This is a genomic window from Escherichia albertii NBRC 107761 = DSM 17582, assembly GCF_000759775.1.
In the GTDB taxonomy this organism is placed as follows: Bacteria; Pseudomonadota; Gammaproteobacteria; order Enterobacterales; family Enterobacteriaceae; genus Escherichia; species Escherichia albertii.
In genome coordinates, this window is sequence record NZ_BBMY01000026.1 from 15,083 (window position 1) to 39,394 (window position 24,312).

The following is a 24,312-nucleotide window of genomic DNA, read 5'->3' on the forward strand; positions in this document are numbered from 1 at the left end:
ATCAGTGCTGAACATGCAGTTAAAGGTATACGCCCTCTCATTCGAATTCTCTCTGTGGGCAATACTTACGGAAAGACTGTCAGAAATAATAATTTACACAGAACGCAGGATAACTTACAGGTTATAAACACAAATAAGTTATACAACTAACAGATGAACAAACTTAACATATTTTTATCTCATTCCTGTCAGCGTATTGCCCCCCCCCTCCCATTCATCAATGGACGAAGAAAAAATGACATCAAAAACCCAAAAATTACTACATGTGTGTCATGATTAATTATCTTTATATTCCTTTTGTATATAAACTCCTTCAGAAGAGAGCTTGCAATAACTGGAAGTCGCATGATCTATAGTTTTCAAATCCTGCACTCCATGTTTTTCATATAAACTAAGCACAGAATCGTAAAGTTTATTATTTGGTTTATAATTATAATAGGTTATTATTTTGCCATTATGGCGACAATGCATAACGTTATTATTAACTGTGTAACCGTCATTCTCCAGCCGATTTTGCAATAATTCAGTGCACGTCGTATTAATGTCTGAACATTTGCCTTTGTGTTCAGTAATAATCTTCCCGATATATTCAGATGATGTTAAAACATCCTCCAGAATAGCTTGCTCATCTGCGATTTTCTTTTGTTTTTGCATATATAAAAACGCATCCATATGCACAGAGTAGTTAATTATGGATATCATAAGTGTAAATAATCCAACCCAAAAATAAAGCATTTAACTATATCCTGAACAAGAGAGCTGCGTTGACAGTACCTGAGGCCGGCAACGAAATCCCGATATCCGCGAGAGACACACCAGCACGAAGAAAAGAAACATATTTCATTTTATTACCAATAACATACCCACATGAATCTTTTACCAACATGCATATCATAAGGATTTCATCAATTTTTTTTTCTCCTTCTCCCATTATTAAATAATAACCACTAGTACTCTCATAGATCTTATACCCCTGCTTTCCCTTGATGTTATTGTATATTTCTATCTGCTCTCTCATTAAGCGCAGTTCATTTGCCACATCTCTTGCAGCATTAAATGTTTTGCTTAAATGTAATATATATGAAGATATATATATAAAAAATAATGACGAAATTAAAACTACACAAACCTCAACAATGCCAATTCCGTTTTGTTTATTCATTCCATTCCTCCGGTATCAATTAAGCATCTCTTAACATAAGAGGTTTCTTTTGGTATTATCGCCATAACTTCAATTTGTTCTTTGCCCGAAAGAACAGGAAATTCATCTAATTTAATTTTTATACGACTATTATAGGAATATACATAATTGCCTTTTATTTGTGCTGTTCTGAAACCTAGAAAACTTACTCCTGCACCCGATTCTTTTGGTTTGTTATCCTTTGTCAAAAGAAGTAACCCATCACCTTTATCCGTTGTATAAATCTTTATGTTTTTGGCTAACATTGAAGTTTTATATTCACCTGGCAAATATTCCTTCAAAGCATCTAATTCAACTTCTTGTTTCGTGTTCGGCTTGTTTTTCGATAAATAAGAATCAAATGCATTCAGATACTGACAAATAATAGTAGAGCGCTCTCGTGATAAATATATTTCATTTTCTGTTTTTGATGTTTGCCACATAAAAAGCATTGCGCTGGATAACAGCGTACTCGCCAGAGACACTTCTATCAGAGAAAGACCCAGTTCATTAATCTGAGAGTAATACTTTTTTATAGAAATGATATGCTGCTTTTCCTTTCGATTCATCTTTTTTTAAAAGCTCATATTTGCTTAATGGCACCGTCCACTCCCCCAGGACAGAGACTATATTATTACCAGAGGGATATCCATAGATAGACGCTGTTCTCTTAACAAACGGTTCAATTAAACCGTTCTCATTCTCACTCCTCTGATAAATTGCAAGTATTTCATATTTATTATTTCCATCAGAGATTTTATCTATTGTTATTTTAAACTTGTCATTGTTGTATTTTTCAATGCTAATTATCTCTTTACAATCTCCTACTGCTTTCTGAGCACATTTATTCTGTATTTTCTGGGATATTTCGTTAAGAAGATTGGTTATTGTTGCTGCTGTATAGTTTTGCACTGTACTACTAATGATGTTACCTATGCTAACTTGTATTCCCATAACAATGACAGTTGAAAGCATTATTACTATCACACTTTCAATTAAAGAAAATCCTTTCTCATTCACTGACAACCTCGGTTGTTAAAATAAAAAGTCTTTCACTTCTTATATAGATAGCATTACAATCGCTCTATTGCCAATAGAACACCAGAATTTAAACTGTTTTCGACTTTGTGGATAAAGTCTCACAAAACATTGACCTGTTAACACACCACTCAATATTATCCCTGAGACAGCAAAGACGCGCTGCTTCCTTCCAGCATTCAGCAGCTGCGTTGTAGTTCATTATCCTCTCAAATTTCGATGCTTTCTTAGCAACATGGTAAAACTTCATATTTTTTCTGTGTCTCATATTGTTGTATATGTCTTTTGATTTAGATAAACCAAACCTTTACTAAAGCTCCTAGTGTAAGACATACTGTACAATAACAAAATGCAAAAAAAAGATAAATAAATGAATTTATCTGCACAGCTTAAAAATACTAAAAATATATCACTTGCTTGTGTTATAATGTTGCACCATACCTCTGTGATACAATTATCACTATTTGCTTATGTTTATATAGAATAGAGCAAGATCGTTCTCAAAAAACACTTTCTTGTAGGCTGCCCAATTTTATAAAAAGCTGATTCATCGGCATGACTCAGGATATATATATGTTGATACCACATTTGGAATCCGATCAGATAAAGATAAATAACGTCAGAGTCCATAAGTACACAATATTGTATACATCAAACTGCATTATGGATATTGACATCTCGGGAAAAACTTTTTTTTGCGATCGCTATAAATTTGTCTTTTTAGAAAGAGGGGTTAACTTGTCTGTCAGGATAAAGAAAATAGACATAGTTCAGAAACCATATTTTGTCATTCGGCTACATGAAGATATTCTTTTCTGTCTGAAAAATGTAATGGTTAACATTTATGGCCTCTCGCCAGAAGCACATGAAAGAACCAGTGAAAGCAAAGTATTAATTTGTGATGAAGACAACTCTTCCAGAGAATTATTTGAAGAAATTCAAAAGAAAGACTTCAGTTTAAACATTGTTCCTGAATTGCTTTATTTTATTTCAAAACAGCAACGCAGGAGAAAAATCGTCGAGTCGATTTATATTTCATCTGTTACTTTTTTTTCGGATAAAATTAGAAGCGCCATTGAAAAGGACTTGTCGAAAAAATGGAAACTGAATATTCTAGCCGATGAGTTCAATGTATCAGAAATAACCATCAGAAAAAGACTCGAAATTGAGAATATATCGTTCAATCAAATACTGGTTCAAGCACGAATGACCAGAGCTGCAACACTTATTCTTGAAAACTCATATCAAATAGCACAAATATCAAACATGGTGGGGATATCTAGTACTTCATATTTTATTAGATTGTTTAATAAACATTTTGGTGTTACTCCAAAACAATTCGTTTCTTACTTCAGAGGATAATATCGATTAGGTTTTTCTTCTGTGCAAACTAAGCGTCCTTTCCAATCTGATAACGAAATGAAAATCTGAGATTCCCTCCCGTTATCGGGAGGGATAAGAAGTTACCTTCATATTCATTCCGTCACAAGCGGAATAGCTAATAAAACTATACACAATTACAGTATAGTAGGGATATAACTTTCTTACGGAAGGAATTGTTGTAAAAGAGTTGACTTCTGGGGGCAGTCAATGCTTTGACTTGCTCCAATATTTCAAGGCTTCGGTTATCACTTAACCCATTACTGGCCTGCTGCCGTAGATATTCCCGTGGCGAGCGATAACCCAGTGCACTATGCGGATGCCATTCGTTATAATGCTCGAACGCCTCTGCAAGGTTCTTTGCTGCCGTTAACCCGTCTGGTTTGGGCATGACACTGATGTAGTCACGCTTTATCGTTTTCACGAAGCTCTCTGCTATGCCGTTACTCTCCGGACTCCGCACCGCCGTGTTCTTCGGTTCAAGCCCCAACATCCGGGCAAACTGCCGTGTTTCATTAGCCCGGTAGCATGAACCATTATCCGTCAGCCACTCTACTGGAGACGCCGGAAGCTCGTTGCCGAAGCGGCGTTCAACCGCTCCCAGCATGACGTCCTGTACTGTTTCACTGTCGAAGCCGCCCGTAGTGACCGCCCAGTACAGTGCCTCACGGTCACAGCAGTCCAGCGCGAACGTGACTCGCAGTTTTTCTCCGTTATCACAGCGGAACTCGAACCCGTCAGAGCACCATTGTTGATTGCTTTCTTTCACGGCCACTTTGCCAGTATGTGCCCGCTTCGATGGCGGTACAGCGGTTTTTCGCTCAAGCAACAGCGCATTCTGGCGCATGATCCGCTAAACACGTTTGGCATTGATCGCAGGCATACCATCAAGTTCGGCCTGTCTGCGAAGCAGAGCCCATACCCGACGATAACCAGACGTGGGCAGCTATCCGATAACATGGTGTATACGGAGAAGTGCATCCATATCATCTGAGTGACGACTGCGGCGACCATCTTTCCAGTCATCGGTTCGTCTGAGAATGACGTGCAACTGCGCACGGCAGCAGCAAGTTCAGAGGCAGGAACGACCTGTTCTCCTGCGGCCACAGCAGTAAGACTTCCCTCCTGGTATTGCTTGCGCCAGAGAAATAGCTGGCTGGCTGCCACACCGTGTTGCCGGGCTACAAGGGAGACCGTCATTCCCGGCTCAAAACTCTGCTGAACAATAGCGATCTTTTCCTGTGTAGTACGCCGTCTGCGTTTCTCCGGTCCTAAGACATCAATCATCTGCTCTCCAATGACTAGTCTAAAAACTAGTATTAAGACTATCACTTAAATAAGTGATATTGGTTGTCTGGAGATTCAGGGGGCCAGCTCAATTGCATATTTAATATTCTTTCTTATACTTTTTTCAAAGTAAACAATCCATGTAAAAATAATGATGCCTGGGCATGTTCTCTTTACATCCAAAAGCCTGTTGTGTTTACATATTAATTTTTTACAGACTGTTAACTTGATGCAAAGAAAACACTATATACATTAACAACACAGATAAAATCACCAATCACATTTTTATGTTTTTTGAATAACTATGCTTGTTTGCATTCAAAAAAAACAATCCAGTTTGAGCCGTCTTGGTTAAATTCGCATAAAAGACATAGATTTCAGCATCAATATAATAGTGAAATCATGAATACATATGCACAGTAATACTAAAGCGAGAGGTATTCTAAAGAAATGGGAGAGCATATGTTAGCTAAATGTGCACTCATAATAATGATTGCACATTTAGCTAAATTAAGGCATTATTGATGAAATCATTAAAACTATTACAAATCTTCAGATGAAGTTAAGGAAGGGGTATGATAAATGAAATGACAATAACTTCTATATTATCATATATTGAAGAAAATATTGAAATCACCTCAATTAATATAGATGCTCTTGTGCAGTATTCCGGATACAGCAGGAGATATTTACAACTACTTTTTAAAAAGATGATTGGACTGCCTGTTGGTAAATATATCCAGAGACGAAGAATAACACGGGCAGCGACTTACTTACGCTTAACAAGCCTTCCAGTATCAGTAATATCTGACAAACTTTGCTATGACTCCCAACAAACATTTTCCAGAGAGTTTAAAAAAAACTCAGGCTATACTCCTTTCCAGTATAGAAAAAATAAACTGTGGATGTTTAAATATCAAACTGGTTGCAGGAATATAAAAACATCATTTCCTATTCCTGAGTTATGTTTCTTGCAAAAAAAGAGTTTCTTTGGCTCATTGATAAAGTATAAAGAGAAAATACCATATACGGGTTCCAGTTCAAATAAAAAATGGGATATTGTTAAGACCTTACTTCCCCACAGCTTATCTTCTTTATTTATATCAAATAACATAATACAAGGTAAAGAAGCCAAAAATGAATTTACCATAAATTCTATAATATGGACAAAAAAGGAATCTTCAAATACTGAAACATCAATAGATGAAGGTATTTATGCGCGCTTTACATATAAAGGAGAGATAGATGAGTATGCCACTTATATCAATAATATCTATATGAACATATTACCTTACTATGGGTTACAAAAGAAAAACTCCCTTGACCTGGAAATAATATCGACAGGAATTGATGGATGCAAAAACTTTGAATATTTCTTACCCGTAGAGAAAAGTGGCATTAACTATATACCCAAAACAAAAGAATTGCATTTTCCGTAAAAGCATATGAGCACCTATTTTAAATAGGCTTTTTTAATGTTATAAACTTATGATGCAAGCAGATTCGAGGTTATAGCAATTGGTGCTTCGGGTCCTCATGTAATAGTAATAAAATACCATATTTCTCAACTCACTCAGGAAAAATAAAACTACTATCGCAGTTGTATGGAAGCAAGGCATTTTTCTGAGCATTTTTTATGTATTGAACTATCTTTTATCTCTTACAGAAACACTGTCTCAATCATTCAATAAAGGAGGCGTTTACCATACAAAATCGATTTCTCTGGTTCTGCTGAACAAATGAATCAAATACGTTTAAAACAGCACGAAAAACTACGCCTTTTATTTACTGCTATCCAAAAAACAGACAGAAAAAATCACAAACGATAAATGAAATTGCCTTCTGTTCATCTCTGGTTACATTATTTCTTAGCGATTGCCATCTGATGTTTACTTTGCATTGTCAACATAAAATAATATTTACTAATAAATAATGCCTCAGTTCTGAATAACCATCAAGCGTTTTGAGTTACAGTTTTTTACCCGATGATTTGAAGAAGCCTGAGTTTTCTTGACATCAGTCACAGACTTACAATATTTATTTTAACATTGTAATACATATCTTACTTTAGTAGGCGTTCCAGCCCCCATTCGTTTACTGACTTGTTCATACAAAGATGATATTTCTGCCGGAGATAAATAGTAAGAAGAACTGCTGGAACCGGATGTTATATTATTACCAACAACAGTGACACTTGTCCTTTCTGCCATTATGGACACCAGATTTAATGATGTACATGCAATACATGATGACAAACTTTGCATTTGAGTTTCAAGAACATATTTATTAGTTCCTTCTGACCACCAAAACTCTGTGTAAATTACTGATGATGTAGAAAAATATTTTGTCGAGTCTGGTTGAACTATCGATACACCAGGGACAACGAAAATAGCCTCAACAACATTATTCAAATTATTCATTTGTGTTGAACCATTTAAATATAATTTATTTATTGCCGCAGAAATTATCTGTATTTGTTTTAACCCTCTTCAAACTTTCTGTTCCCCTGCATATTATTGTAATAATATAACACACCGGATACAGAAGCAACAGAAAGCGCTAATACTATCGCAGATTCAATTAAACTTGTTCCTTTCTCATCATATTGTCTTTTACTTTTATTAACCATATACATCCCCTGCGCATATTATGGTTAATGATATATACTCTATTAAATAAATCACAATTAAAAAACAGGATGAGAACTAATAATATATCTACCAGAGCCATTGTTGTTCTCTAATAAGAAAATGGATGAGAAATCTCTCTATGCCCACATTCTTAACCTGACCTCTCCATGGCAGGTTAAATACCTTACCCTTGATGAAAATGCAGGTTCCGTTACTGTTAGTTCCGGATCCGCGGATCCTTCGCTGCCGCCCGTCGGCCCGCTTTCACATGATGTGGCATCCAGCTCTGCTGACGTGACACTGTATGTTGTGTTTCTTCCCGTATTCCCGAGCCAGTCATCAGCGACAGAAAAGATCGCTTCGCTTATTCACTGATCGTGATTCATTTCCAGAAAATCCTGAATACGATAAAAATCGGATCATGGAAAAACAGTCATCCTGTAATTTAGCATGGTTACTACATTTCCGGCTATTATTGCCATGATCACTTTTTATGTTGGTTATTGATGTGAGTGTTAATAATAGTCTGATAACAATATTCCGTTGCCGGAGACATGCTATAGCGTAATACTGGTGTATACTTAATTGTGTACAGGGAGCATGTAAGATGAGGTGCATTATGAAGCAGCGCATTACAGTCACCGTCGACAGTGACAGCTATCAGTTGCTCAAGGCATATGATGTCAATATCTCCGGTCTGGTAAGCACCACCATGCAGAATGAAGCCCGTCGTCTGCGTGCTGAACGCTGGAAAGCAGAAAATCGGGAAGGGATGGCTGAGGTCGCCCGGTTTATTGAAATGAACGGCTCTTTTGCCGATGAGAACAGGGACTGGTGAAATACAGTTTAAGGTTTACACCTATAAAAGAGAGAGCCGTTATCGTCTGTTTGTGGATGTCCAGAGTGACATTATTGACACGCCCGGGCGACGGATGGTGATCCCCCTGGCCAGCGCCCGCCTGCTGTCAGACAAAGTCTCCCGTGAGCTTTACCCGGTGGTGCATGTCAGGGATGAAAGCTGTCGCATGATGACCACCGATATGGCCAGTGTGCCGGTCTCCGTTATCGGGGAAGAAGTGGCCGATCTCAGCCACCGCGAAAATGACATCAAAAACGCCATTAACCTGATGTTCTGGGGAATATAAATGTCAGGCTCCGTTATACACAGCCAGTCTGCAGCCATGGTACCGGCAGTGTATTCTGCCGGACAGCCTGCAACCACATACGTTCCGCCATTCCTATGCGATGCACATGCTGTATGCCGGTATACCGCTGAAGGTCCTGCAGAGCCTGATGGGGCATAAGTCCATCAGCTCAACGGAGGTCTACACGAAGGTGTTTGCACTGGATGTGGCTGCACGGCACCGGGTGCAGTTTGCGATGCCTGAAGTGGATGCGGTAGCCATGCTGAAAGGGAATATTTAAGTAATTAGGAGAATGATGCTGGCGAACGTCCAGCTCGCCGATGAGGTCTGCTGAATTCAAATTGCTTAGTGAAATGTCTGGATATGCCGCATTTTACCCAGTGCGGCGTACTTTTGGTTACGGATATGATCGAGCCAGCAGTGCTCGCCGCAGCCGAGCGACAGGGCGAAGCCCCGAGTGAGCGAGGAAGCACCAGGGAACAGTACTTATATATTCCGCTTACCAGACTGTCGGGCGGTGTATTTATCTGTTCAGGTATCTGCACTGATGCCGGGATTTTATTATTCGGCTCCGGAGTTAACGTCACGGGAAGTAGCGATGTTTCATGTTCGCCGGTCGGCTGCAGGCCGCTGTTACGCCAGAGATGTCGCCAGTTAAAGAGCAGGTTATCGTTGATTCCGTTCTCACGAGCTATTTGTGCGACACAGGCACCGGGTAAAAGAGTTTGCTGAACAAGTCTCCATTTAAACTCCAGTGAAAATCGGTTCCGGCGGTTTTTCTCTGTTTTCACAGTCTGAGTTACTGTCGGGACTGAAGGGTATCGCCCCGGGAACAGAGCCCGGGCCAGTTGCACGCAGGAATATTCCCCGGAAAGAGGCCAGTCAGTGAATACCTGGTGAAATCGCCTCACCAGAGAAAAAATGGCGGTTTTGCTGATACCGGTCTGCGCAGAAATGCGCGGGTACGACAGTGACTCGTCAAATCTCAGTTGTAGCACACGCAGGATCAATGTAAGCGCCCCATCAGCGACGTCTTGTGAAAATTGTCCTGTCTGGCAACAATCGCGCCCATCTATATTGAAGTGCGCCCCAACGGTTAGACACCAGACCAAAAACTGAGGATGCATGGGAAAGTTTTCATTGGAGTTTAAAAAGGTAGTATCAGAAAAGTACCTGGAGGGAGAGCTGAGTCTGAAATCTGTAGCAAGGATGTACGGTAGTAAGCGTACAGCCTGAACCGTCTGGTCAGAATCTGACGAATTAGACAAAGTGGTGTCCACCAAATAAGTAGTGGGAACCAAAGTGTCAGATATGCAGAAAAATGTGACTCCCGGCAGGCGAAAAGGCTGCCCTAATTATCCTCCCGAATTTAAACAGCAGCTCGTTGCTGCCTCCTGTGAACCCGGGATATCCATCTCAAAACTTGCTCTTGAAAATGGCATTAACGCCAATCTGTTGTTCAAATGGCGACAACAATGGCGCGAGGGAAAGCTGCTATTACCTTCTTCAGAGAGCCCCCAGCTACTTCCTGTGACTCTCGATGCAGCTGCCGAACAGCCAGAATCGCTCGCAGAGGATCCGGAAACCCTCAGTATCAGCTGTGAGGTAACGTTCCGGCACGGGACGCTCCGCTTCAATGGCAATGTCAGCGAAAAGCTCCTGACTCTGCTGATACAGGAACTGAAGCGATGATCCCGTTACCTTCCGGGACCAAAATTTGGCTGGTTGCCGGTATCACCGATATGAGAAATGGCTTCAACGGCCTGGCTGCGAAAGTACAGACGGCGCTGAAAGACGATCCCATGTCCGGCCATGTTTTCATTTTCCGGGGCCGCAGCGGCAGTCAGGTTAAACTGCTGTGGTCCACCGGTGACGGACTGTGCCTCCTGACCAAACGGCTGGAGCGTGGGCGCTTCGCCTGGCCGTCAGCCCGTGATGGCAAAGTATTCCTTACACAGGCGCAGCTGGCGATGCTGCTGGAAGGTATCGACTGGCGACAGCCTAAGCGGCTGCTGACCTCCCTGACCATGCTGTAAATCTCTTTATCCTGGTTGTCACAGAATAAGCCCGGTAAAATACGGGCTTATGAACGACATCTCTTCTGACGACATCTTCCTGCTGAAACAGCGCCTGGCCGAACAGGAAGCGCTGATCCACGCCCTGCAGGAAAAGCTGAGCAACCGTGAGCGCGAAATAGTAAGCGTCAACGGAGCACCGTATTGACGCTTATTTATTGGTGAGTACTACGTTCCATGGCAGGAGTTCGCCAACTCGGTTGGAAGGCCATTCCGGCAGTACGCTCAGAATATGGCGCAGATACGCTTCCGGATCGATACTGTTCAGACGGCAGGTGCCGATCAGCCCGTACAGCAGTGCACCACGCTCGCCGCCGTGATCGCTACCGAAGAACACGTAATTTTTCTTTCCGAGACAGACTGCACGAAGCGCTCTTTCCGCTGTGTTATTGTCCGCCTCCGCCAGACCGTCATCACAGAAGTTGCACAACGCAACCCAGTGCTTCCTGATATACCGGAACGCATCTCTCAGACGGCATTTTTTCGATAACGTGTGTTCTTTCTCCTGCATCAGCTTATACAGGGAAGTCAGTAGCGGTTTACTCTGCATTTGCCTGACCGCCAGGCGTTCAGACACCGGCAACCCGCGTATTTCGTGCTCAATGGCGTACAGTTCACCGATTAGTTTCAGTGCTTCTTCCGCCGTCGCGCTTTTGGTACTGATATATACATCGTGGATTTTGCGCCGTGCATGAGCCCAGCATCCTGCTTCCGTCAACGCGCCGCCTTCACGTTCGGCACTGAACAGCCGATCGTAACCTGCGAACGCATCTGCCTGCAGGATACCCCGGAAGGGACGAAGGTGTTGCTCCGGATGTTTACCCTGATGGTCCGGTGAGTAGGCGAACCAGACCGCCGGAGGTTCTGGCGAACCGGCATTTCGGTCATCCCGGACATACGTCCAGATATATCCTGTTTTCGCCTTCTTCCTGCCCGGTGCCAGTACTTTTACTGGTGTGTCATCAGTGTGAACCTTGCGGGTGTTCATCACATAACTGTACAGGGCATCATTCAGCGGAGTCATTAACTGGCAGCACGCATCAACCCAGTTGGAGAGTAAGGCACGGCTCAGTTCGACACCCTGGCGGGCAAAGATTTCACTCTGACGATACAGTGGCAGATGTTCGCAGTATTTTCCCGTTAACACGCGGGCAAGTAACTCCGGGCCCGCGATACCACGCTCTATCGGACGGGATGGTGCCGGTGCTTCAACGATGCAGTCACATTTTGTACAGGCTTTTTTTACCCGTTCTGTGCGGATCACTTTTAGGGCGCTGCTCACCAGTTCCAGTTGTTCTGCACTGACTTCCCCCAGATAATCCAGCTCACCGCCACACTCCGGGCAACAGCTTTCTTCAGGCTCCAGGCGGTTTATTTCGCGGGGCAGATGCTCCGGTAACGGACGACGATGGCGTGACTGTCGCAACTGGCGGGGAACCTGCGGGTCATCCTCTCGCCCACTGTAACGATCGCTGTCCTGTTCGCGTTGCTTCAGCAGGGCCTCAGCCAGTTCAACTTCACGACGCAGTTTTTCAGAACGGGTACCGAACAGCATCCGGCGCAGTTTTTCTATCTGAGCCCGCAGATGTTCTATTTCCCGTTCATCTTCTTCGATCTTTTCTTCGGCACGTGCCAGCGCAGAACGCAGGAAGGCCTTCGTCTCTTCAACCAGACTCAGTTGTTGGTCTTTCTGACGGAGGGCTTCAGCCTGCTCAGAGAGCAACCTTTCCAGCTCTGCGATGCGAATGAGGTATTTCTGACTCATGACCGTTTTTATAATGCGGTCAGGAGTTTTTTACAACATTGTCAGTGAGTTAAGGCGGGATGTTTTTGGCTGACGCCAGTCCTGCTTATCGAGGAGCATTACCAGTTGCGAACGGGTAATGGATACCTTGCCGTCACGTACCGCAGGCCAGATAAACTGGCCTTCCTCCAGGCGTTTGGTGAACAGGCACAGACCATCAGCATCAGCCCAAAGAATTTTAACGGTGTCACCCCGTCGGCCACGGAAGATAAACAGGTGGCCGGAGAAGGGATTATCATTCAGCACATGTTGTACCTGTTCTCCCAGTCCGTTGAAGAATTTACGCATATCGGTAACGCCGGCAACGAGCCAGATACGGGTACCTGATGGGAGTGAAATCATCTTCCCCTCCCGCTCAGTTCGCGGATCAACACCGTGAGCAGCTCTGGCGATGGATTTTCCAGCGTCATGTTACCGTGATGGAACTCCACCTTGCAGGAACTGGCACTGACTCTGGTCTGAGTGGAAGTGGATAAAGACGGCGCAATGGCCGCCACAGGTTCTTTCTGCTCATCCGGCGTTATTTCTACAGGTAATAATTCAACGCCAGTGTCAGAAGAGGTCGTTACCGGAAGACGCCGCGAAACACGCCCTTCGTTCTGCCAGAGCCTGAGCCATTTGAAAATAACATTATCATTTACGCCATTTTCACGTGCAATCTGTGCAACACAAGCTCCAGGTTGTGATGCCAGTTCCACCATACGAAGTTTGAATTCATTGTAAGCGCCCCATCAGCGACGTCTTGTGAAAATTGTCCTGTCTGGCAACAATCGCGCCCATCTATATTGATGGACACGAACGATGAATTCCCAGACAACAAAAGATATTCCCTGCTTCCGTTCTTATTTGCCTGATGCCCTGCGTTTAAGATTTGAAGATAAACTGACCATCCGGGCCATCGCTCAGCGTCTAGGTCTCAGTCATTCCACAATACATACGCTTTTTCAGCGATTTCTTGCATCCGGTATCGCATGGCCATTGCCCGATTCAGTTTCATTCGCTCAACTTGACGCCATCCTTTATGCCAACAGAAAGAATGAATTAACAGAGCCTCAAATCAGAGAAGGCTCATGGCGAAAAGAACGGCGAACCAGCTATAGCCGTGAATTTAAGGTCCGTCTGGCTAAGCAGGCATTACAGCCTGGTGCTGTTGTTGCCCGGATCACCAGAGAACACGATATCAATGATAACCTGCTGTTTAAATGGAAAAGCCAGTACGAGGACGGCTTACTGAGCGATGATGACATACAGGAATGCATGCCTGTCCCGGTGGCACTGACTGATACGCCGGAGCCGACCAGACCAGTTACAAATCCCTTCTGGCGTAACAAGCCTGATGAGCGCCCTGAGGGGGCTCCCGGAAACGTCCCACGGTGCGAGCTGCATCTTAAATCAGGTGTGGTAAAACTGTTTGACCCTCTCACTCCGGAACTGTTACGGGCGCTAATCCGCGAAATGAAAGGGGGTATCCGATGATAACGCTGCCGACCGGTACCAAAATCTGGATCATCGCTGGCATCACAGATATGCGTTGTGGCTTCAATGGCCTGGCTTCGAAGGTGCAGAACACGCTGAAAGATGACCCGTTCTCCGGGCATATCTTCGTCTTCCGGGGCCGCAGTGGCAAAATGGTGAAAATACTGTGAGCCGATCGTGACGGGTTATGCCTGTTCGCCAAACGCCTGGAACGGGGCCGCTTCGTCTGGCCGGTGACCCGGGAAGGGAAAGTGCACCTGACGCCAGCTCAGTTATCCATGTTACGTTATTGAGCATATCCAGGACTGGCCGGCAAACCGGGTACACGATCTGTTGCCCTGGAAAGTTGATCTGACCTCTCAGTAAATATCAATACGGTTCTGGCGAGCCGCTTACCTGAAAACAAAGGATTACATCTGAGATATCAGGCCAACAGCATTAAAACACGGCGGGTAATCTCGTATCTGACATTAGCGGAGAATGTCTTACGACACTCCCCGCTAATTTTAGGGCGAACAGTGCTGAGCACGGTTCTTAATCATCTCGCCAAAACCTACCAGAATATGGTGTTGGTTTATTAGCGCTGATTTATGGGGAGCCCTCAGCGCTTCGGCGGGGATACGCTCATAAGCACTAACTTAAGGGGTGAACCATCTGAAGAACGCGACGCCTCAGTGCCTCGTTAAGACTATGCCTCGCGTTCTTCAATTGCGTTTATTCCGCATACAGGAAATCAGCGCTACTTATGGGGGGCAATTGCCTTAAGAGTGATAAAGATTATATACTTTTCATAGAGAGACTCATCTATACCGGTAATACTGAAAAATGTATTGTGTTCCAAGAAATTTTTTTGAGTGCGAATATTTTCGCTAACAACAACCGAATTATTCAAAGACGCAATTTTAAAAAATATTTTATATATATCACTATTTTGTTCACGATAGACATCTTTACTAAAAGAATTAAAGCTAAACTCAATATTTTCATAATTAGATAAATTTATTATATCTCCAACAGCTACACTTTCTTTTGTCCAAAAACGACATGTTGAGTATGCATATATAGGTAATGACATCTGAGCTACACAGTCTTTTCCATTATGCTCAGAAACAGTATATATATATCTATTGATAATACTATTCTGTAAATACGAATACACTGGATTTCTATATGCTTCAACCAAACCAAATAAATCATGTGAATATGAAGAAGGAAATGAATTAGAGTAAAGTGGATTATGTAAGATAAAACCTCCATTTTTTAATAAAGTAGGATAAAAAAACAACTTATCATTCCCATTGACTATTTCATGTATCTTTATCCCCATTGGTGTTATATTTATTCTATTATCTGCCAGTTTGTTATCAAGAGGAACTGTTATCAAAGTAAGGTTATATTTCCACCAGTCATTTATAAAATCTTTAAAAATAACTATAATCCCGCCCCCATGAGCTTTTGAGGTTGTTAACAATAAGTCGCCAGAGTTATTTAGATGAAAAATCTTTGATGTTCCTGTCATTACTCCGGACAATACAATATCATTTTTGATGTTGCTATTTAAACTAATGATAGATAATTTGTTTTTCTTTATTGTTTTTTGTGGCACAATAACATTATTAACCACATCCATATTGCTTAAATATTCCTTTGAGGTTCTTATAAACTTTACAAGTTCTTCTGATGGATACAACATTTTATTCCCGAGAACTATTCTAAATGGATGTCTATATATATCATTTGTGAAGTGATCAGGAGAATCACAAATAACAGGATATATATTATTTTCTCTGTCAGAAATACTTGCTTTAGCAAATGAATCTATAAAGTATTTTTGAAGGATAATACGATGTGGTATTATTTGCTTTGTTTCTCTGTTGAGATGAAGAAGCTTAATATGAACATCACCATCAACAATCTGAAAATTATCATATAGATATGAAAATGAGTCTGATATTGTAGCATCTAACTCGGGTTGTGAAAAATAATTAAATCCATCTAATTCCAGATGAGAAATTCTATCTTCAGGTGATACTACGATATCACCATACGTTTCCCATGTAAATTTACTTAACTTATAACTGTTTTTATTTTTTACCTCTAATGCTTCTCTAAAAACATCAATATTGAATGACAACTTATCTGGCTCTATTAGGGAAATAAATTTTTTTTCATTAGGGGCGATATTTAAAGTATTATTATGAAAAGGAGTAAAGCCGCCTCTAATATTATCCCATATATTTGATATATATCCAGATAAGTCATTAAAGTGTAATATGTAAGATGAGAGGTTAGGGTTGTCTAGACATAAAACATAACCGCTATCATCATTATTTGGAATTTTTTTTATTTGCAGATAAGAAGTTTCTAAAATAGCTACATTGATGATATCGTTAATGTCCGGTTTCTTTTCTACATTTAATTTAACCGGTTTCCTACCTATGGACATTTTATAGATATCTGAAATATAGAAAACATCACCGCCAGGCAAATATATCAATGAACGACAGCTATCAAAAGAAGTCATGTTTTTTCGGAACACATTAATGTCTGCCAGTTCATTTGTAGTATTATTTGATATTGATATAACAAATCCTCCTTGATTATCAAAGCTTATAAACATGTCATTGGTGTGATGTTCAAAAACAATATTGCGGAAGTCAAAAGTATCATAATCGCTACTTTCATCAGTAATGTGAATGGTTATAGTTTTACTTCCTGAGTCGAGGAAGGTATATTTTGCCCCATGATTACCATAAATAACACTAGCATAATTAAGTTGAACAGGTAACTCCGTATCAGGAAATAAAATTGTATATGTTAATTTATTGGCTTCAATGTCAACTTGATATTTATCATAAAATAAAGAGCATGAATTATGTATCCCCCAATTAGTTAACTGAATTACATCAAGTGGTAAAGGCTCTTTTTCAGTTTTATTTTTATCCTTCCAGGCAATCATATCTATTGAATAAACAGATAGAGTACTTAGTTCATCATCCCAGTTTGCCATAACTCCATCCGCTGTCTGTATTGTTATATTTTTTGAAAATGTATTTATTTTTTGTAAAGTGTCACTTTCTAAAATCACATCACCTCCATTATATAAGTCCATCTTTATAAACTCTCTTTTATCATCACTGAAGTGGCATTCAATAGATAAGCGAGAGTGCGTCTCACCTAAAATAATATGGTTGCCATTTGATTTTTCTGATATATATATATGCAAATTATCCTGTAGTGTAGCAGGTACAAAATATGTATTGCTTCCTCCTCCAGAATATATAACGCCCCCCCCATTTCCAAGGGAAAATGTATTATCTAGATTATTACCACGAATCTTATCATATCCCAGTTTAGTACCAACAACCGAATTTATACCCTTTTGCGTTATGCTCATAACTTTTCCTGAATAAAAACCAGAGGGATGATGAAAGTTAAAAATTTGTTTCCTCTCATCTGATAAATCCAAATCCAAATTGAAGTCACGTGATAATTGTTCAAAAGAAATAATATTTCTAACACCGGGGGTACATTCTATGTTGTAATCACCAATACCACCAACCATTAATTTTATCCCGCCCGTCCCTCCTGATATTGAAAAATTGTAGTTTTTAAAACGTTCAATCATATGTAGATTAGAGCCAAGCATACCATGTTCAACAGCAGGAATGATTATTGTTAATGGTTCTTTTCCACCAATTACACTACTACGTTGGTTACATACTGTTAATAATGGCTCAGATATTTCATCATCAGTATATGCCCTTGCAATCTCGTAAAAGTAACCAGTGCTACTCAATGTAACTTCTGTATTAGCTCGTAATGTTTCTCCATACCCAAGATATACTGTATTATAAATCCCTTCTGGAATAACTGGATTTTGTGAAGGCCATTGGCGGTTAGAATACCCATTAGCTAATTGAGATTCAGACAGTTCCATTGAATTACATACATCCTTATCTCCCCAACCGAAAATATCGGGTTCACCTGCATCTGAGAGTTTTGTACATGCAAAATTGTATGCTCTAGACTCCATAATTTCTCTGTCAGTCATATCTGGATGACTTCCAATATTCTTCCCGCTATTATATGATTTTTCACCATATAATATCGGAGGATTTTCTCTCATATCTAAATAAATATTACCTAACACCTGATTATTTGATAAATCGATTATACCTGTATCTTTGTTAATGCTTAGAACCTTTGCGCTTCCATTGTCCAGATATTTTTCAGCTTCAAGCCATAACTTATGTCGCTCATTAATTTGATTCACATAAACAGCATAGTTTTTTACTTCATGAGAAAAAATAGTTATCGGAACTATAGCTATTGCCAAAGGAGGATATGCGATTGCGCCTATTGATAAAGCAGTATTTATAGATGAGAAAGATACATCTATAGCTGTTGATATATATTCAATTTGTGTGGTTGCTCTGGCATGATTTAATGAAGAGTCATATAATGACCAAATATTTATGCCTATATCTAGCAAAGGTAATTTTATTACTTTTGCCACATTGCTAAGATAACGCCCAGCGGTGCCACCTATTCTTGACGCGCACACTTCTAAACCAGAAGATATAAATCCTTCAAGCGAGGCACCAGATATACCACCTGGGTTATATACGCGATTATTAGTAAAGGTTAAAATTCCGCCTAAAAATTTGTCTACAATGTTTTTAATATCTGACACTGCTCCTGCATGATCTATTGCGCTAATATTGTCATTTGTTTTTATCATTCGTGCATATTGAACCAAGCCAATAACAGACATAATTGCATCTATATTCATGTGCTCGAGTGCTTCAGATAAACTATTTATCCCCTCTTTAAAAGTTAAGCCAATAACTCTTGTATCTATATCAACACTATAAAGTCTCCCTTGCAGATCAGTTACTGTAACTTCCACAGTATCACTATTTATCTTTGATTCTTTGAAGTTATTAACTGAAAGAACATTTGTTTTAAGTGAAAGGCCTTGCTGTCTTAACTTATTTGAAAACTCATTAAGTAATCCAGATAGTAAGTTTTTTACATGTTCTTTCTGCCGTGAAATAATAGAATGAAGGGGCTGTTGAACTTCACTTATATGTTTAATATCACTTTCAATCTTAACTCTTTTTGTGTTGTCCTGAATGCCTAAAAAATCCACAATATCTTTTATCTTCTGAGTTTGCGCCTCTGACAAATAATGCGTGTTTATATAATGTTGTAAAATATCCCCATTTATTTTCAGACTTTTGATTTTATTTTTTATGGCTGTGCTTTCACTTATTCTGTTGCCATTAATGACCCCTCCAATGTCATAAATAAAACTGACAGGCACTAAATGTCCCATAATATTTAATGAATCTCCAGTTGCGGATAATTTCTCTGGAGTTGTCAAATATATATCCCTTGACAAAGATTCGTTCTGGATAAGAGGAAGTTTAATATACTTCCAATTATTAGGAGACTCACTAAAGTGAATTTTAACAATACCACTTCCATATAAAGATGAAAATTTACCATTGCTCGTTATATTTTTTATAAACGTTAAAGCCTGTGCTAAGGAATGGAAGTCACAATGCCCAAAATTAGGATCGGTTACTCTCCAAAAAGAAGATACTTGTTGTAACGCGAGTGAGTGATATTCTGTTGTTATTAGAATAGATGATATTCGATGCTGGTATAATATTCCTTCAGTTAGTACAGGGTCCTTCAATTCTAGGCTTTCTAACTGTGAGTGTTTTAATCTATTGTTGCCTAACTCATTGGACATTGTAATGATACGTTGTGTTTTTCTTAAAAAGAAATCATCGCGATTAGATAATTTTATATTGTCATTATATTTTGTTTGATATAATGCGCTGGCAGTTTCAATATTGTGTCTCAGTTTTTGATATCTGCTTCCATAACCTCCTGTATCAAGATACAGGAGAGACAAACCAAGGCACTTTCCTTTCGAATCTCTATCAAAAAGAAGACTTTGTGGGTGAAATTCGATATTTGTACTTTTATGCTGCCTTGCTATTGTATCCCATATTGACGCATGAGAGTTATAAAAATCATTCCATGAAAGTAAATTATACTTTGCTTGTTCAACAATTGTATGCAATGCAGGTATATCAGAAACGGATTTATCTATACTATTTATGGCACCAAGATTACTAAAGTCATATGGCTTAACCACTGAAGCAACTGTCATAGCATTTGTTAACTGATGTCCATGATATTCTGTTTTTTTTATTATTGTTGTTATACTGGGACATATAGTCTGTAATAATGGTATAGAAATATCTGCAAATGAATTGCTATTTGTTAAAGTTTTATGTATTTCACTCAACGATAAATATTTATATTTTTTCATTAAGCTTTCAAGATTAAAAACTCTCTCGTCATTAATTAAAAAATCCAAATTCAAAGATGAAAACTTCCCATATATAAAATCTCTATTTGCCTTGTTTTCTAAGATTCCAATGTGAATGTCATATAACATCTCGAAGTAACGATACATGAAAGGCAGCGTTAAATTTTGATTTATAGGTAAAGACAAAAATAAATTCTCATTGTATCTATCAAAATCAACAGAGTACTTAATGCCAATAACTGATGATTTTTGTTCTGTCAACTTCATGAAATACTGTTCTGATACAGATTCACTAATTTCTAATTTTATATCACTCAATATTTTTTTCTGTTCTTCTGATAAGGGAGGGTGCAAGAAGCTGGACACATTACCTGATAAGATATCATAAACATATGGGATTATTTTTTCTATCCAATCAGAATTGGAATTTGTATGCCTTCTTAATAACTCAAATAACTTATCAGATGGAGCTGGGTATACCACGCCGTGAGAATAATGCCCAGAAATTCCGTAACTAGACAATAAGTATTCTGCAATTATGTTGATGTCAGAAAAAACGTAGCCACTTAACTGTAATTTTTCTAATAAACTACCTGGATATGCGTAGTGGGATATATCGAGAAAGGCTATTCGCTCTTTGATATCACTATCTAATTGATGGTAAAGTGCGTTTCGTTTTGTTTCGGGATCTGTTATATATTTGGTTTTTATATCATCAAAAATTGACTTGGAAAATGACAACTCACTTTTAACATAAAATTCAAATTTTTTAAATTGCTCTACCGTTGATAAATCTCCCCACTCATGTTGATGGCTTCGTATTATCTCAAATGATTCATGACCTGATATAATAGAATTTTCGATGTTGTGTATAATGCCTGATAGTTTATCCCTCTCTTTAATATATGCATTTGTAGTTATGATTCTTTTATAACCATCATCATCCAACATCGAAAATAGTTCTTTTATTTTTAATTTTGCATAATCTCTTAAAGCTTCAGCATCTTCCGTAGATAAGTGTTTTTTGTTTTCGTTTATATAAGAGTCTACTTTTTTAGTCCATAGAACACATGATATAACCTCTCGGAGGAATACATTTTTTTCCATTGTTGAATTGTACCAAACAATGATTTTTGTCTCGACATCATTACGCGAAAATAACTTCATTGCGCTAAGTAAATCATCTTGTTTTTTACTATAAAAATCATAAATAAAATTAATTGTATTTTCAGGTTCAAATGTGTTTGAAGTTACATAATTAGCTAATTGCAGCTGTAAAGTCCTTATAGAGCGCAAGGCTAACGGATTCTCTATTTTGCTGCTTATTGCATATAATTCACGATCTAGCCTTATTAAAAGTTTAACATCAATATTAGACGATGTTAACAATAAATTTATATCTTTAATGAGGTCTTTATTAATCTCAGTAACATATTGTATGCTTTTATTATCCCATCCATGAAAAAAAACTCGCGAGTCGATTTCATAGTATAGGGAGGTAGGTAGTTTTTCAGGTATATGACAGTTTATTTTTTCAAATAGAATTTTATTAATATCATTATTTCTGACAGCCCATGAGCTTTCATCATCCGGTGTAATATCATTAACACCAACACTCACTGGATTCAGCCAGTTAAAACTTTTATTTTCTTCATCTGAACTTGCATATACACCCACAAAATTCATATCACTTAATTTATTATCTTTAATATGTACTTCACCTATTCGCCCTAGAGATTTATAGTATTTTTTCATTTGTCGCATAATCATGTCTGGGCCAGATATATTTAGAGTGCTGACTACATAAGGAATTGTACCGTCCTGTCGATATTCAGAAAACAAACCGTGTTCTAAATATTTTTTTACAGGTATTCCACCTACTTCCACATTATCTAAAGACTTTAGATCATTTGTGGTATAAAAGAAATTATTATAACTTATATTATCTCTGATGCGCTGAAGTTCTAAATATTGTTTTTTCTGTCCTGATTGAATAAAATCAATACACTTACTTCCCTTGTGAGTTAGCATGAAATTATTATTCCCTCTAATATTCCAGCTGTTTTCTGTCCATTTTTGATATCTTTTAAAAATTTTAAACGTATCTCTGACAACTGTTGTCTCAACTGGTTTAAAATAATTATTTATAGTCAGCTTTTCTATTTCACTCAATATGGTATTTAACTGATTACGTGTTTTTTCATCTAAACTATCATGTTTAATTGAGTACTTTTCCCCTTTTATTAGTGACAGAATAGCTTCTGATAAAATCCTTCTTAGTTCTAAATCTTCAAAAAACCTATTGCCATCACCTTTTTCATTTATTATCTGTGACACTTCATCTGAATATGCAGGAAGAATATCAGTATCGGTATAAATCCCGCCATACTCTTTCAATATATTCATTCTTATCTGATCTGATGCAGCGGCGTAGTTCCATCTTAATAGCATCTCTTGTTGATAAAAAAAATAATCTTGTGGTTTTTTAAATGATTCCAATGTGTTAATATCTTTCAGTTGAAATCTATCACCAAATTTTTGAGATATAATGTCTTTTAATAAATCTATATCTTTTTTGTTTTTCTCTACTGTAGATTTAAAGTCATTTTGAATGTCTGGTGAAAGTTTTAAAACAGCAGTTAAAAAATTAAGTCTGGATGTATCATCAGTATTTGATATTCCGTTTGATATACAATATGTAAAATAGTTATCTTGCATACCTATCATTGACTCAAGAAAAAAAACATTGAATTTTTCCTTAGTTTCTCTCGTTAATGATTTGTATCTATTTTCAAGTTCCTTCACCCTCTCTCTTGTTTCATTAAAATCTACTGTTTCATTTTGTATGTTTTGTATTTTTAATATCACATCATTCATTTCTTCCGCTAAATGAGGATTGGTTTTTCTCAAACGTATAATTGCATAATTCATGGCTATATTTTTTAAAATCCCACTAAACTTGGCTGCACCAAAAGCATTGGGATCAATCCAGAGTAAGTAAGTATAATCTTTATATGTCTTTAAAAAAGCTGTTATATATGACGATGTATTTTCAGGCGGTGCACCTGCAACCCATACTGCATGTATAAATGGCTCTATGTCTACTTTATGTGACTGATACTCTATCCCTAATAAATTTATTATTTTAGATACATTGTCTGATAATTGTTTATTTTCTTTATGATCATTTATCAATGATGATAACAGTTCTCCCTGCTTAACTAATATTTCTATACCTTTTCGGCTATTTTTAGTTTGCATATTTTCATATGAATGTATGATGTCATTGAGTTCACTTATTTTCTGAAATGGAATGGTATTTCTATCAACTCCATTTAACAGCTCATTAATTATCCAACTTTGAGAGGTAGTTGTTGTTTGATCTTCAATGCCTCTTGTTTTTCTTATTTTAATGTATTCGTCTATGGTATCACTTTTTTTTAAATGATTGATGCTTTTTGGTTGTAATAGCTCCTTCCTTTCAGACTGATGTATAGTAGGTAGCGTTGGACTGGGGGATAAACTATTTTCATCATCACGCGAAGGAAAATAGACACTACCATTAAACATGCTATATAGTAATCTGGCAAGATTACATAAAAAAGATGTTTTCCAATTTCCAGAGTTAATTACGATATGTCTATCATTATGTATGGAGCTGTAATTTCTAACTTCATCTGAAATCATTTTTCCTATCAAAACAACATCTTCTGTTGAGTTTTTCTGCTTTACGAGCGAGCTGTAAAATTTTAATCTGGATGAGATGTCATCATTTTTTTTATAGGTAAAATTCCTTTTTATCTCTTGAATTTGACTATGTTTAACATCAGTATTAGGATTTTTATCTCTTGTATTGTTAATTGCTTTATCTAAAAAAGAACCTGGATGAATCATATGTATACTCTCTAGTTATGCAACAATTAATGAATTCTGATTGATGACAAA

General features: G+C 38.5%; 17 protein-coding genes and 7 pseudogenes. 11 read left to right on the forward strand and 13 right to left on the reverse strand.

Going from position 1 to position 24,312, the window contains the following annotated elements; all coding sequences use genetic code 11:
* Positions 1–276 precede the first annotated feature (276 nt).
* From EA14781_RS06985 to EA14781_RS26055, 5 genes are all read right to left on the reverse strand, one after another.
* On the reverse strand, positions 277–735 hold the full coding sequence (locus EA14781_RS06985) for a hypothetical protein (protein ID WP_000965488.1): 459 nt from the start codon (positions 733–735) through the stop codon (positions 277–279).
* Between the two features lie 4 nt (positions 736–739).
* Positions 740–1,162 carry a hypothetical protein gene (locus EA14781_RS25180; RefSeq protein ID WP_001041494.1) on the reverse strand — a complete coding sequence of 141 codons (423 nt, stop codon included), beginning with the start codon at positions 1,160–1,162 and terminating at the stop codon, positions 740–742.
* Positions 1,159–1,749 carry a hypothetical protein gene (locus EA14781_RS06995; protein ID WP_002460897.1) on the reverse strand — a complete coding sequence of 197 codons (591 nt, stop codon included), beginning with the start codon at positions 1,747–1,749 and terminating at the stop codon, positions 1,159–1,161. Before EA14781_RS06995 ends, EA14781_RS25180 begins: the two co-directional genes overlap by 4 nt.
* Positions 1,691–2,200, reverse strand: a complete 510-nt coding sequence (locus tag EA14781_RS07000; RefSeq protein ID WP_129560742.1) for a type IV pilus modification PilV family protein — start codon at positions 2,198–2,200, stop codon at positions 1,691–1,693. Before EA14781_RS07000 ends, EA14781_RS06995 begins: the two co-directional genes overlap by 59 nt.
* Positions 2,201–2,288: 88 nt before the next feature.
* The gene (locus tag EA14781_RS26055) at positions 2,289–2,486 is read right to left on the reverse strand and encodes an ANR family transcriptional regulator (protein ID WP_123058242.1); all 198 of its coding nucleotides are present in this window, start codon (positions 2,484–2,486) and stop codon (positions 2,289–2,291) included.
* A 305-nt stretch (positions 2,487–2,791) separates the two neighbouring features.
* On the opposite strand from EA14781_RS26055, the gene EA14781_RS07005 reads away from it, so the two are divergent.
* Complete coding sequence (locus tag EA14781_RS07005; RefSeq protein WP_000906856.1) at positions 2,792–3,580, forward strand: AraC family transcriptional regulator; 789 nt, start codon at positions 2,792–2,794, stop codon at positions 3,578–3,580.
* A gap of 277 nt (positions 3,581–3,857) precedes the next feature.
* Here the strand turns inward: EA14781_RS07005 and EA14781_RS24175 are convergent.
* A pseudogene (locus EA14781_RS24175) lies at positions 3,858–4,885 on the reverse strand (IS3 family transposase); the annotation flags it as partial.
* Positions 4,886–5,460: 575 nt separating this feature from the next.
* Between EA14781_RS24175 and EA14781_RS07025 the strand changes: the two are divergent.
* Positions 5,461–6,324, forward strand: a complete 864-nt coding sequence (locus EA14781_RS07025) for a helix-turn-helix domain-containing protein (RefSeq protein ID WP_000606641.1) — start codon at positions 5,461–5,463, stop codon at positions 6,322–6,324.
* Between the two features lie 603 nt (positions 6,325–6,927).
* Here the strand turns inward: EA14781_RS07025 and EA14781_RS24755 are convergent.
* Together EA14781_RS24755 and EA14781_RS25185 are read right to left on the reverse strand one after the other, a co-directional pair.
* Complete coding sequence (locus EA14781_RS24755; protein WP_129560741.1) at positions 6,928–7,305, reverse strand: hypothetical protein; 378 nt, start codon at positions 7,303–7,305, stop codon at positions 6,928–6,930.
* Between the two features lie 59 nt (positions 7,306–7,364).
* Positions 7,365–7,514 (reverse strand): hypothetical protein, encoded by a 150-nt coding sequence (locus tag EA14781_RS25185; RefSeq protein WP_002460893.1) that lies wholly within the window; start codon positions 7,512–7,514, stop codon positions 7,365–7,367.
* A gap of 620 nt (positions 7,515–8,134) precedes the next feature.
* On the opposite strand from EA14781_RS25185, the gene ccdA reads away from it, so the two are divergent.
* From ccdA to EA14781_RS22900, 3 genes and pseudogenes are all read left to right on the forward strand, one after another.
* The gene (gene ccdA, locus EA14781_RS07030; RefSeq protein WP_000813636.1) at positions 8,135–8,353 is read left to right on the forward strand and encodes a type II toxin-antitoxin system antitoxin CcdA; all 219 of its coding nucleotides are present in this window, start codon (positions 8,135–8,137) and stop codon (positions 8,351–8,353) included.
* A gap of 1 nt (position 8,354) precedes the next feature.
* Complete coding sequence (ccdB, locus tag EA14781_RS07035; protein WP_024164696.1) at positions 8,355–8,660, forward strand: type II toxin-antitoxin system toxin CcdB; 306 nt, start codon at positions 8,355–8,357, stop codon at positions 8,658–8,660.
* Between the two features lie 73 nt (positions 8,661–8,733).
* A pseudogene (locus tag EA14781_RS22900) lies at positions 8,734–8,940 on the forward strand (tyrosine-type recombinase/integrase); the annotation flags it as partial.
* A 184-nt stretch (positions 8,941–9,124) separates the two neighbouring features.
* Here EA14781_RS22900 and tnpA (EA14781_RS07040) read toward each other — a convergent pair.
* Positions 9,125–9,670, reverse strand: a pseudogene (gene tnpA / locus EA14781_RS07040) (IS66-like element accessory protein TnpA); the annotation flags it as partial.
* A 301-nt stretch (positions 9,671–9,971) separates the two neighbouring features.
* On the opposite strand from tnpA (EA14781_RS07040), the gene tnpA (EA14781_RS07045) reads away from it, so the two are divergent.
* The 3 genes and pseudogenes from tnpA (EA14781_RS07045) to EA14781_RS07055 form a co-directional block, all read left to right on the forward strand.
* On the forward strand, positions 9,972–10,352 hold the full coding sequence (tnpA, locus tag EA14781_RS07045; protein WP_001171554.1) for an IS66-like element accessory protein TnpA: 381 nt from the start codon (positions 9,972–9,974) through the stop codon (positions 10,350–10,352).
* Positions 10,349–10,696 carry an IS66 family insertion sequence element accessory protein TnpB gene (tnpB, locus tag EA14781_RS07050; protein WP_000612591.1) on the forward strand — a complete coding sequence of 116 codons (348 nt, stop codon included), beginning with the start codon at positions 10,349–10,351 and terminating at the stop codon, positions 10,694–10,696. Before tnpA (EA14781_RS07045) ends, tnpB (EA14781_RS07050) begins: the two co-directional genes overlap by 4 nt.
* Before the next feature lie 49 nt (positions 10,697–10,745).
* A pseudogene (locus EA14781_RS07055) lies at positions 10,746–10,856 on the forward strand (hypothetical protein); the annotation flags it as partial.
* A 30-nt stretch (positions 10,857–10,886) separates the two neighbouring features.
* Here the strand turns inward: EA14781_RS07055 and EA14781_RS07060 are convergent.
* The 3 genes and pseudogenes from EA14781_RS07060 to EA14781_RS07070 form a co-directional block, all read right to left on the reverse strand.
* Positions 10,887–12,500 carry an IS66-like element ISEc43 family transposase gene (locus EA14781_RS07060; protein ID WP_002460880.1) on the reverse strand — a complete coding sequence of 538 codons (1,614 nt, stop codon included), beginning with the start codon at positions 12,498–12,500 and terminating at the stop codon, positions 10,887–10,889.
* Between the two features lie 30 nt (positions 12,501–12,530).
* Positions 12,531–12,881, reverse strand: a complete 351-nt coding sequence (gene tnpB, locus EA14781_RS07065) for an IS66 family insertion sequence element accessory protein TnpB (RefSeq protein ID WP_000624682.1) — start codon at positions 12,879–12,881, stop codon at positions 12,531–12,533.
* A pseudogene (locus tag EA14781_RS07070) lies at positions 12,878–13,258 on the reverse strand (transposase); the annotation flags it as partial. The gene tnpB (EA14781_RS07065) and the pseudogene EA14781_RS07070, both read right to left, overlap by 4 nt.
* Before the next feature lie 82 nt (positions 13,259–13,340).
* Here EA14781_RS07070 and tnpA (EA14781_RS07075) point away from each other — a divergent pair.
* The 3 genes and pseudogenes from tnpA (EA14781_RS07075) to EA14781_RS22915 form a co-directional block, all read left to right on the forward strand.
* Positions 13,341–14,015, forward strand: coding sequence for an IS66-like element accessory protein TnpA (gene tnpA / locus EA14781_RS07075; RefSeq protein ID WP_002460877.1), 675 nt, complete (start codon positions 13,341–13,343; stop codon positions 14,013–14,015).
* Positions 14,012–14,308 (forward strand): annotated as a pseudogene (gene tnpB / locus EA14781_RS07080) (IS66 family insertion sequence element accessory protein TnpB). Before tnpA (EA14781_RS07075) ends, tnpB (EA14781_RS07080) begins: the two are co-directional and overlap by 4 nt.
* A gap of 105 nt (positions 14,309–14,413) precedes the next feature.
* Positions 14,414–14,596 (forward strand): annotated as a pseudogene (locus EA14781_RS22915) (IS4 family transposase); the annotation flags it as partial.
* Between the two features lie 158 nt (positions 14,597–14,754).
* On the opposite strand, the gene toxB reads toward EA14781_RS22915, so the two are convergent.
* Positions 14,755–24,261 carry a toxin B gene (gene toxB / locus EA14781_RS07085; protein WP_000581684.1) on the reverse strand — a complete coding sequence of 3,169 codons (9,507 nt, stop codon included), beginning with the start codon at positions 24,259–24,261 and terminating at the stop codon, positions 14,755–14,757.
* Positions 24,262–24,312: the final 51 nt, after the last annotated feature.

Coding starts and splice junctions, on each gene's coding strand:
- EA14781_RS06985 (WP_000965488.1), bottom strand. CDS start 735: ATGCTTTATTTTTGGGTTGGATTATTTACACTTATGATATCCATAATT.
- EA14781_RS25180 (WP_001041494.1), bottom strand. CDS start 1,162: ATGAATAAACAAAACGGAATTGGCATTGTTGAGGTTTGTGTAGTTTTA.
- EA14781_RS06995 (WP_002460897.1), bottom strand. CDS start 1,749: ATGAATCGAAAGGAAAAGCAGCATATCATTTCTATAAAAAAGTATTAC.
- EA14781_RS26055 (WP_123058242.1), bottom strand. CDS start 2,486: ATGAGACACAGAAAAAATATGAAGTTTTACCATGTTGCTAAGAAAGCA.
- EA14781_RS07005 (WP_000906856.1), top strand. CDS start 2,792: ATGTTGATACCACATTTGGAATCCGATCAGATAAAGATAAATAACGTC.
- EA14781_RS07025 (WP_000606641.1), top strand. CDS start 5,461: ATGATAAATGAAATGACAATAACTTCTATATTATCATATATTGAAGAA.
- EA14781_RS24755 (WP_129560741.1), bottom strand. CDS start 7,305: ATGAATAATTTGAATAATGTTGTTGAGGCTATTTTCGTTGTCCCTGGT.
- EA14781_RS25185 (WP_002460893.1), bottom strand. CDS start 7,514: ATGGTTAATAAAAGTAAAAGACAATATGATGAGAAAGGAACAAGTTTA.
- ccdA (WP_000813636.1), top strand. CDS start 8,135: ATGAAGCAGCGCATTACAGTCACCGTCGACAGTGACAGCTATCAGTTG.
- tnpA (WP_001171554.1), top strand. CDS start 9,972: ATGCAGAAAAATGTGACTCCCGGCAGGCGAAAAGGCTGCCCTAATTAT.
- tnpB (WP_000612591.1), top strand. CDS start 10,349: ATGATCCCGTTACCTTCCGGGACCAAAATTTGGCTGGTTGCCGGTATC.
- EA14781_RS07060 (WP_002460880.1), bottom strand. CDS start 12,500: ATGAGTCAGAAATACCTCATTCGCATCGCAGAGCTGGAAAGGTTGCTC.
- tnpB (WP_000624682.1), bottom strand. CDS start 12,881: ATGATTTCACTCCCATCAGGTACCCGTATCTGGCTCGTTGCCGGCGTT.
- tnpA (WP_002460877.1), top strand. CDS start 13,341: ATGAATTCCCAGACAACAAAAGATATTCCCTGCTTCCGTTCTTATTTG.
- toxB (WP_000581684.1), bottom strand. CDS start 24,261: ATGATTCATCCAGGTTCTTTTTTAGATAAAGCAATTAACAATACAAGA.